Genomic DNA, 10,158 nt, shown 5'->3' with positions numbered 1-10,158 from the left:
CGCGTCGGTCACGGTGTAGTCGAAGCTGTCGCTGCCGCTCCAGTTGGCGTCCGGGGTGTAGGTGTAGGTGCCATCGCCATTGACCACCACGCTGCCGTGGGCCGGATCGCCGGCCTTGGCAAAGCTCAGGGCGCCGCCCGAGCTGGTGCTGTCGTTACCCGATACATCGCCGGAGACCGGGGTGTCCTCGGTGGTGGTGGCGGTATCCGCCACAGCCACCAGGTCGGCAACCGGGGTGACGGTTACGGTTACCGTGCGGGTCAGGGACTCGCCCGAGGCCGCATCGGTCACGGTGTAGTCGAAGCTGTCGCTGCCGCTCCAGTTGGCGTCCGGGGTGTAGGTGTAGGTGCCATCGCCATTGACCACCACGCTGCCGTGGGCCGGGTCGCTGGCCTTGGCAAAGCTCAGGGCGCCGCCCGAGCTGGTGCTGTCGTTGGACGCGACGGTGCCGTTGACCGGGGTGTCCTCGGCGGTGGTGGCGGTATCCGCCACAGCCACCAGGTCGGCAACCGGGGTGACGGTTACGGTTACCGTGCGGGTCAGGGACTCGCCCGAGGCCGCGTCGGTCACGGTGTAGTCGAAGCTGTCGGCACCGCTCCAGTTGGCGTCCGGGGTGTAGGTGTAGGTGCCATCGCCATTGACCACCACGCTGCCGTGGGCCGGATCGCCGGCCTTGGCGAAGCTCAGGGCACCGCCCGAGCTGGTGCTGTCGTTACCCGATACATCGCCGGAGACCGGGGTGTCCTCGGCGGTGGTGGCGGTATCCGCCACAGCCACCAGGTCGGCAACCGGGGTGACGGTTACGGTTACCGTGCGGGTCAGGGACTCGCCGGAAGCCGCGTCGGTCACGGTGTAGTCGAAGCTGTCGCTGCCGCTCCAGTTGGCGTCCGGGGTGTAGGTGTAGGTGCCGTCGCTATTGACCACCACGCTGCCGTGGGCCGGATCGCTGGCCTTGGCGAAGCTCAGGGCGCCGCCCGAGCTGGTGCTGTCGTTGGACGCGACGGTGCCGGATACCGGGGTGTCCTCGCTGGTGGTGGCGGTGTCATTGACGGCCACCAGGTCGGTCGCGGCAGTCACGGTGATCGTAACGGTGCGGGTCAGGCTTTCACCCGAATCCGCATCGGTCACGGTGTAGTCGAAGCTGTCGGCACCGCTCCAGTTGGCGTCCGGGGTATAGGTGTAGGTGCCATCGCCATTGACCACCACGCTGCCGTGGGCCGGGTCGGTGGCCTTGGCAAAGCTCAGGGCGCCGCCCGAGCTGGTGCTGTCGTTGGCCGCGACGGTGCCGTTGACCGGGGTGTCCTCGGCGGTGGTGATGCTGTCGGCCAGGGCGGTGAGATCCACGGCCGGGGTGACGGTTACGGTTACCGTGCGGGTCAGGGACTCGCCCGAATCCGCGTCGGTGACGGTGTAGTCGAAGCTGTCGGCGCCGCTCCAGTTGGCGTCCGGGGTGTAGGTGTAGGTGCCGTCGCCATTGACCACCACGCTGCCGTGGGCCGGATCGCCGGCCTTGGCAAAGCTCAGGGCGCCGCCCGAGCTGGTGCTGTCGTTACCCGTGACGGTGCCGGAAACCGGGGTGTCCTCGGCGGTGGTGGCGGTATCCGCCACAGCCACCAGGTCGGCAACCGGAGTGACGGTCACGGTCACCGTGCGGGTCAGGGACTCGCCCGAGGCCGCGTCGGTCACCGTGTAGTCGAAGCTGTCGGTGCCGCTCCAGTTGGCGTCCGGGGTGTAGGTGTAGGTACCATCGGTGTTGACCACCACGCTGCCGTGGGCCGGGTCGGTGGCCTTGGCAAAGCTCAGGGCGCCGCCGGAGGTGGTGCTGTCGTTACCCGACACATCGCCGTTGATCGGGGTGTCCTCGGCGGTGGTGGCGGTGTCATTGACGGCCACCAGGTCGGTCGCGGCAGTCACGGTGATCGTGACGGTGCGGGTCAGGGACTCGCCCGAGGCCGCATCGGTGACGGTGTAGTCGAAGCTGTCGCTGCCGCTCCAGTTGGCGTCCGGGGTGTAGGTGTAGGTGCCGTCGCCATTGACCACCACGCTGCCGTGGGCCGGATCGCTGGCCTTGGCAAAGCCCAGGGCGCCGCCCGAGGTGGTGCTGTCGTTAGCCGAGACATCGCCGTTGACCGGAGTGTCCTCGGCGGTGCTGATGCTGTCGGCCACGGCGGTGAGATCCACGGCCGGGGTAACGGTGATCGTGACGCTGCGGGTCAGAGACTCGCCCGAATCCGCGTCGGTCACGGTGTAGTCGAAGCTGTCGCTGCCGCTCCAGTTGGCGTCCGGGGTGTAGGTGTAGGTGCCGTCGGCATTGATCAGCACGCTGCCGTGGGCCGGATCGCTGGCCTTGGCAAAGCTCAGGGCGCCGCCCGAGCTGGTGCTGTCGTTACCCGCGACGGTGCCGGAAACCGGGGTGTCCTCGGCGGTGGTGGCGGTATCCGCCACAGCCACCAGGTCGGCAACCGGAGTGACGGTCACGGTCACCGTGCGGGTCAGGGACTCACCCGAGGCCGCGTCGGTCACCGTGTAGTCGAAGCTGTCGGTGCCGCTCCAGTTGGCGTCCGGGGTGTAGGTGTAGGTGCCATCGCTATTGACCACTACGCTGCCGTGGGCCGGGTCGCTGGCCTTGGCGAAGCTCAGGGCGCCGCCCGAGCTGGTGCTGTCGTTACCCGATACATCACCGGAAACCGGAGTGTCCTCGGCGGTGGTGGCGGTATCGGCCACGGCCACCAGGTCGGCAACCGGGGTGACGGTTACGGTCACCGTGCGGGTCAGGGACTCGCCCGAGGCCGCGTCGGTGACGGTGTAGTCGAAGCTGTCGGTGCCGCTCCAGTTGGCGTCCGGGGTGTAGGTGTAGGTGCCGTCGCTATTGACCACCACGCTGCCATGGGCCGGGTCGCTGGCCTTGGCAAAGCTCAGGGCGCCGCCCGAGCTGGTGCTGTCGTTGGACGCGACGGTGCCGTTGACCGGGGTGTCCTCGGCGGTGGTGGCGGTGTCATTGACGGCCACCAGGTCGGTCGCGGCAGTCACGGTGATCGTGACGCGGCGGGTCAGGGACTCGCCCGAATCCGCATCGGTCACGGTGTAGTCGAAGCTGTCGGCACCACTCCAGTTGGCGTCCGGGGTGTAGGTGTAGGTGCCATCGCCATTGACCACCACGCTGCCGTGGGCCGGATCGCCGGCCTTGGCGAAGCTCAGGGCGCCGCCCGAGCTGGTGCTGTCGTTAGCCGACACATCGCCGGAAACCGGGGTGTCCTCGGCGGTGGTGGCGGTATCCGCCCCGGCGCTGAGGTCGGCGACCGGGGTGACGGTCACGTTGACGGTCACGGTTTCGGTCACACCAGCGGAGGTCACGGTGTAGGTGAAGCTGTCGGCGCCCACATAGTTGGCCGCCGGGGTGTAGGTCACCAGGCCGGCGGCGGTGAAGCTCACCGTGCCGTGCGCGCCCTGGGTCACGGCGCTGAGCACCGGTGTGCCTTCGAAGCTATCGGCGCTGGCCCCGTTGCTGCCGGTGAGGACGTTGGCCGCGATGGCGGTGTCCTCGGCGGTGGTCAGGCTGTCGGCCACGATGTCGGCCACGGCGCTCACGGTCAGGCCGATGGCCTGGGTGGTGGTGTTGCCGGCGTCGTCGGTGACGGTGACGGTGAAGCTGTCGGCGCCGAAGTAGTCGGCGGCCGGGGTGTAGGTCCACAGGCCGGTGGCGGCGTCGATGCTGGCACTGCCGTGGGCCGGGGCGCCGCTGACGGTGAACACGCTGCCGTCGGTGAGGCCGTCGGCATCGCTGGCGGTCAGGGTGCCGGTGATGGCCGCGCCATCCTCGTTGCCCGAACCACCCACATCGCCGCCGAGGGTAGTCGGGTCGTTGACCGGGGTGACGGTCACGCTGACGGTGCGGGTCAGGCTTTCACCCGAATCCGCATCGGTCACGGTGTAGTCGAAGCTGTCGCTGCCGCTCCAGTTGGCGTCCGGGGTGTAGGTGTAGGTGCCGTCGGCATTGACCACCACGCTGCCGTGGGCCGGGTCGCTGGCCTTGGCAAAGCTCAGGGCGCCGCCGGAGCTGGTGCTGTCGTTGCTGGCGACGGTGCCGTTGACCGGGGTGTCCTCGGCGGTGGTGGCGGTATCCGCCACAGCCACCAGGTCGGTCGCGGCAGTCACGGTGATCGTGACGGTGCGGGTCAGGGACTCGCCCGAATCCGCATCGGTCACGGTGTAGTCGAAGCTGTCGCTGCCGCTCCAGTTGGCGTCCGGGGTGTAGGTGTAGGTGCCGTCGCTATTGACCACCACGCTGCCGTGGGCCGGGTCGGTGGCCTTGGCAAAGCTCAGGGCGCCGCCGGAGCTGGTGCTGTCGTTGGACGCGACGGTGCCGTTGACCGGGGTGTCCTCGGCGGTGGTGGCGGTGTCATTGACGGCCACCAGGTCGGTCGCGGCAGTCACGGTGATCGTGACGCTGCGGGTCAGGGACTCGCCCGAATCCGCATCGGTGACGGTGTAGTCGAAGCTGTCGGCACCGCTCCAGTTGCTCGCCGGGGTGTAGGTGTAGGTGCCATCGCTATTGACCACCACGCTGCCGTGGGCCGGATCGCTGGCCTTGGCAAAGCTCAGGGCGCCGCCCGAGCTGGTGCTGTCGTTGCTGGCGACGGTGCCGTTGACCGGGGTGTCCTCGGCGGTGGTGGCGGTATCCGCCACAGCCACCAGGTCGGCGGCCGGGGTGACGGTGACGGTTACCGTGCGGGTCAGGGACTCGCCCGAGGCCGCATCGGTCACGGTGTAGTCGAAGCTGTCGGCACCGCTCCAGTTGGCGTCCGGGGTGTAGGTGTAGGTGCCATCGCTATTGACCAGCACGCTGCCGTGGGCCGGATCGCTGGCCTTGGCAAAGCTCAGGGCGCCGCCGGAGCTGGTGCTGTCGTTGAGCGACACATCGCCGGAGACCGGAGTGTCCTCGCTGGTGGTGGCGGTATCCGCCACGGCGGTGAGGTCGGCAACCGGAGTGACGGTTACGGTTACCGTGCGGGTCAGGGACTCGCCCGAATCCGCATCGGTCACGGTGTAGTCGAAGCTGTCGGCACCGCTCCAGTTGGCATCCGGGGTGTAGGTGTAGGTGCCATCGCCATTGACCACCACGCTGCCGTGGGCCGGATCGCTGGCCTTGGCAAAGCTCAGGGTGCCGCCGGAAGTGGTGCTGTCGTTGGCCGCGACGGTGCCGTTGACCGGAGTGTCCTCGGCGGTGGTGATGCTGTCGGCCACGGCGGTGAGATCCACCGCAGCGGTCACGGTGATCGTGACGGTGCGGGTCAGGGACTCGCCCGAGGCCGCATCGGTCACGGTGTAGTCGAAGCTGTCGCTGCCGCTCCAGTTGGCGTCCGGGGTGTAGGTGTAGGTGCCGTCGCTATTGACCACCACGCTGCCGTGGGCCGGATCGGTGGCCTTGGCAAAGCTCAGGGCACCGCCCGAGCTGGTGCTGTCGTTGGACGCGACGGTGCCGGAGACCTGGGTGTCCTCGGCGGTGGTGGCGGTGTCATTGACGGCCACCAGGTCGGTCGCGGCAGTCACGGTGATCGTGACGGTACGGGTCAGGCTTTCACCCGAGGCCGCGTCGGTCACCACATAGTCGAAGCTGTCGCTGCCGCTCCAGTTGGCGTCCGGGGTGTAGGTGTAGGTGCCATCGCCATTGACCACCACGCTGCCGTGGGCCGGGTCGCCGGCCTTGGCGAAGCTCAGGGCGCCGCCGGAGCTGGTGCTGTCGTTGGCCGACACATCGCCGGAAACCGGGGTGTCCTCGGCGGTGGTGGCGGTATCCGCCACGGCCACCAGGTCGGCGGCCGGGGTAACGGTCACGGTCACCGTGCGGGTCAGGGACTCGCCGGAGGCCGCGTCGGTCACCACATAGTCGAAGCTGTCGGCACCGCTCCAGTTGGCGTCCGGGGTGTAGGTGTAGGTGCCGTCGCTATTGACCACCACGCTGCCGTGGGCCGGGTCGCTGGCCTTGGCAAAGCTCAGGGCGCCGCCCGAGCTGGTGCTGTCGTTGCTGGCGACGGTGCCGTTGACCGGGGTGTCCTCGGCGGTGGTGATGCTGTCGGCCACGGCGGTGAGATCCACCGCAGCGGTGACGGTGATCGTGACGGTGCGGGTCAGGGACTCGCCCGAAGCCGCATCGGTGACGGTGTAGTCGAAGCTGTCGCTGCCGCTCCAGTTGGCGTCCGGGGTGTAGGTGTAGGTGCCGTCGGCATTGACCACCACGCTGCCGTGGGCCGGGTCGCTGGCCTTGGCAAAGCTCAGGGCACCGCCCGAGGTGGTGCTGTCGTTGCTGGCAACGGTGCCGTTGACCGGGGTGTCCTCGGCGGTGGTGATGCTGTCGGCCACGGCGGTGAGATCCACCGCAGCGGTGACGGTTACGGTGACGGTGCGGGTCAGGGACTCGCCCGAAGTCGCATCGGTGACGGTGTAGTCGAAGCTGTCGCTGCCACTCCAGTTGGCGTCCGGGGTGTAGGTGTAGGTGCCATCGCTATTGACCACCACGCTGCCGTGGGCCGGGTCGCTGGCCTTGGCAAAGCTCAGGGCGCCGCCCGAGCTGGTGCTGTCGTTGTTGGCGACGGTGCCGGAGACCGGAGTGTCTTCGCTGGTGGTGGCGGTATCCGCCAGGGCGGTGAGATCCACCGCAGCGGTGACGGTTACGGTGACCGTGCGGGTCAGGGACTCGCCCGAATCCGCATCGGTGACGGTGTAGTCGAAGCTGTCGGTGCCGCTCCAGTTGGCGTCCGGGGTGTAGGTGTAGGTGCCATCGCTATTGACCACCACGCTGCCGTGGGCCGGGTCGCCGGCCTTGGCAAAGCTCAGGGCGCCGCCGGAAGTGGTGCTGTCGTTAGCCGAGACATCGCCGTTGACCGGGGTGTCCTCGGCGGTGCTGATGCTGTCGTGGGCAGCGCTCAGATCCACGGCCGGAGTGACGGTTACGGTGACGGTGCGGGTCAGGGACTCGCCCGAATCCGCGTCGGTCACGGTGTAGTCGAAGCTGTCGCTGCCGCTCCAGTTGGCGTCCGGGGTGTAGGTGTAGGTGCCGTCGCCATTGACCACCACGCTGCCATGGGCCGGATCGCCGGCCTTGGCAAAGCTCAGAGCGCCGCCGGAGCTGGTGCTGTCGTTGAGCGATACATCGCCGGAGACCGGAGTGTCCTCGGCGGTGCTGATGCTGTCGGCCAGGGCGGTGAGATCCACCGCAGCGGTGACGGTGATCGTGACGGTGCGGGTCAGGGTCTCGCCCGAATCCGCATCGGTGACGGTGTAGTCGAAGCTGTCGCTGCCGCTCCAGTTGGCGTCCGGGGTGTAGGTGTAGGTGCCATCGCTATTGACCAGCACGCTGCCGTGGGCCGGATCGCTGGCCTTGGCAAAGCTCAGGGCGCCGCCCGAGCTGGTGCTGTCGTTGGACGCGACGGTGCCGTTGACCGGAGTGTCCTCGGCGGTGGTGATGCTGTCGGCCACGGCGGTGAGATCCACCGCAGCGGTGACGGTGATCGTGACGGTGCGGGTCAGGGACTCGCCCGAGGCCGCGTCGGTCACCGTGTAGTCGAAGCAGTCGCTGCCGCTCCAGTTGGCGTCCGGGGTGTAGGTGTAGGTGCCGTCGCCATTGACCACCACGCTGCCGTGGGCCGGATCGCCGGCCTTGGCAAAGCTCAGGGCACCGCCCGAGCTGGTGCTGTCGTTGGACGCGACGGTGCCGGATACCGGAGTGTCCTCGGCGGTGCTGATGCTGTCGGCCAGGGCGGTGAGATCCATCGCAGCGGTGACGGTGATCGTGACGCTGCGGGTCAGGGACTCGCCCGAAGTCGCATCGGTGACGGTGTAGTCGAAGCTGTCGGCACCGCTCCAGTTGGCGTCCGGGGTGTAGGTGTAGGTGCCATCGCCATTGACCACCACGCTGCCGTGGGCCGGGTCGCTGGCCTTGGCAAAGCTCAGGGCACCGCCCGAGGTGGTGCTGTCGTTGGCCGACACATCGCCGTTGACCGGGGTGTCCTCGGCGGTGGTGATGCTGTCGTGGGCAGCACTCAGATCCACGGCCGGGGTGACGGTTACGGTGACGGTGCGGGTCAGGGACTCGCCCGAATCCGCATCGGTGACGGTGTAGTCGAAGCTGTCGCTGCCGCTCCAGTTGGCGTCCGGGGTATAGGTGTAGGTGCCATCGCTATTGACCACCACGCTGCCGTGGGCCGGATCGCCGGCCTTGGCGAAGCTCAGGGCGCCGCCGGAGGTGGTGCTGTCGTTGCTGGCGACGGTGCCGTTGACCGGGGTGTCTTCGGTGGTGGTGGCGGTATCCGCCACGGCCACCAGGTCGGTCGCGGCAGTCACGGTGATCGTGACGGTGCGGGTCAGGGACTCGCCCGAAGTCGCATCGGTGACGGTGTAGTCGAAGCTGTCGGCACCACTCCAGTTGGCATCCGGGGTGTAGGTGTAGGTGCCGTCGCCATTGACCACCACGCTGCCGTGGGCCGGGTCGCCGGCCTTGGCAAAGCTCAGGGCGCCGCCCGAGCTGGTGCTGTCGTTGGACGCGACGGTGCCGTTGACCGGGGTGTCCTCGGCGGTGGTGGCGGTATCCGCCACGGCCACCAGGTCGGTCGCGGCAGTCACGGTGATCGTGACGGTGCGGGTCAGGGACTCACCCGAATCCGCATCGGTGACGGTGTAGTCGAAGCTGTCGGCACCGCTCCAGTTGGCGTCCGGGGTGTAGGTGTAGGTGCCGTCGCTATTGACCACCACGCTGCCGTGGGCCGGGTCGCCGGCCTTGGCAAAGCTCAGGGCGCCGCCCGAGCTGGTGCTGTCGTTGGACGCGACGGTGCCGGAGACCGGGGTGTCCTCGCTGGTGGTGATGCTGTCGGCCACAGCCACCAGGTCGGTCGCGGCAGTCACGGTGATCGTGACGGTGCGGGTCAGGGACTCGCCCGAATCCGCATCGGTGACGGTGTAGTCGAAGCTGTCGGCACCGCTCCAGTTGGTGTCCGGGGTGTAGGTGTAGGTGCCATCGGCATTGACCACCACGCTGCCGTGGGCCGGATCGGTGGCCTTGGCGAAGCCCAGGGCGCCGCCGGAAGTGGTGCTGTCGTTACCCGCGACGGTGCCGTTGGCCGGGGTGTCCTCGGCGGTGGTGGCGGTATCGGCCACAGCCACCAGGTCGGCAACCGGAGTGACGGTTACGGTGACGGTGCGGGTCAGGGACTCGCCCGAATCCGCATCGGTCACGGTGTAGTCGAAGCTGTCGGCACCGCTCCAGTTGGCGTCCGGGGTGTAGGTGTAGGTGCCATCGCTATTGACCACCACGCTGCCGTGGGCCGGGTCGCTGGCCTTGGCGAAGCTCAGGGCGCCGCCCGAGCTGGTGCTGTCGTTGCTGGCAACGGTGCCGGACACCGGGGTGTCTTCGCTGGTGGTGGCGGTATCCGCCAGGGCGGTGAGATCCACCGCAGCGGTCACGGTGATCGTGACGCTGCGGGTCAGGGACTCGCCCGAGGCCGCATCGGTCACGGTGTAGTCGAAGCTGTCGCTGCCGCTCCAGTTGGCGTCCGGGGTGTAGGTGTAGGTGCCGTCGGCATTGACCACCACGCTGCCGTGGGCCGGGTCGCCGGCCTTGGCGAAGCTCAGGGCGCCGCCGGAAGTGGTGCTGTCGTTGAGCGATACATCGCCGTTGACCGGAGTGTCCTCGGTGGTGGTGATGCTGTCGGCCAGGGCGGTGAGATCCACCGCAGCGGTGACGGTGATCGTGACGGTGCGGGTCAGGGACTCGCCCGAGGCCGCGTCGGTCACGGTGTAGTCGAAGCTGTCGGCACCGCTCCAGTTGGCGTCCGGGGTGTAGGTGTAGGTGCCGTCGCCATTGACCACCACGCTGCCGTGGGCCGGATCGCTGGCCTTGGCAAAGCCCAGGGCGCCGCCCGAGCTGGTGCTGTCGTTACCCGAGACATCACCGGAGACCGGGGTGTCCTCGGCGGTGCTGATGCTGTCGTGGGCAGCGCTCAGATCCACGGCCGGGGTGACGGTTACGGTCACCGTGCGGGTCAGGCTTTCACCCGAAGCCGCATCGGTCACGGTGTAGTCGAAGCTGTCGGCACCGCTCCAGTTGGCGTCCGGGGTGTAGGTGTAGGTGCCGTCGCTATTGACCACCACGCTGCCGTGGGCCGG

At 68.5% G+C, this 10,158-nt stretch carries 1 protein-coding gene; it reads right to left on the bottom strand.

Annotated elements, in window-relative coordinates; genetic code table 11:
* Nucleotides 1-10,158 (bottom strand): Ig-like domain-containing protein (locus LMJ29_RS10525; RefSeq protein ID WP_229605474.1); only part of this gene is annotated, 10,158 nt, incomplete at both ends.

Source organism: Pseudomonas oryzagri (assembly GCF_020831405.1).
GTDB lineage: Bacteria > Pseudomonadota > Gammaproteobacteria > Pseudomonadales > Pseudomonadaceae > Geopseudomonas > Geopseudomonas oryzagri.
The sequence above is the reverse complement of the archived record's forward strand: the minus strand, read 5'-3'. Positions and strand labels throughout refer to the sequence as shown.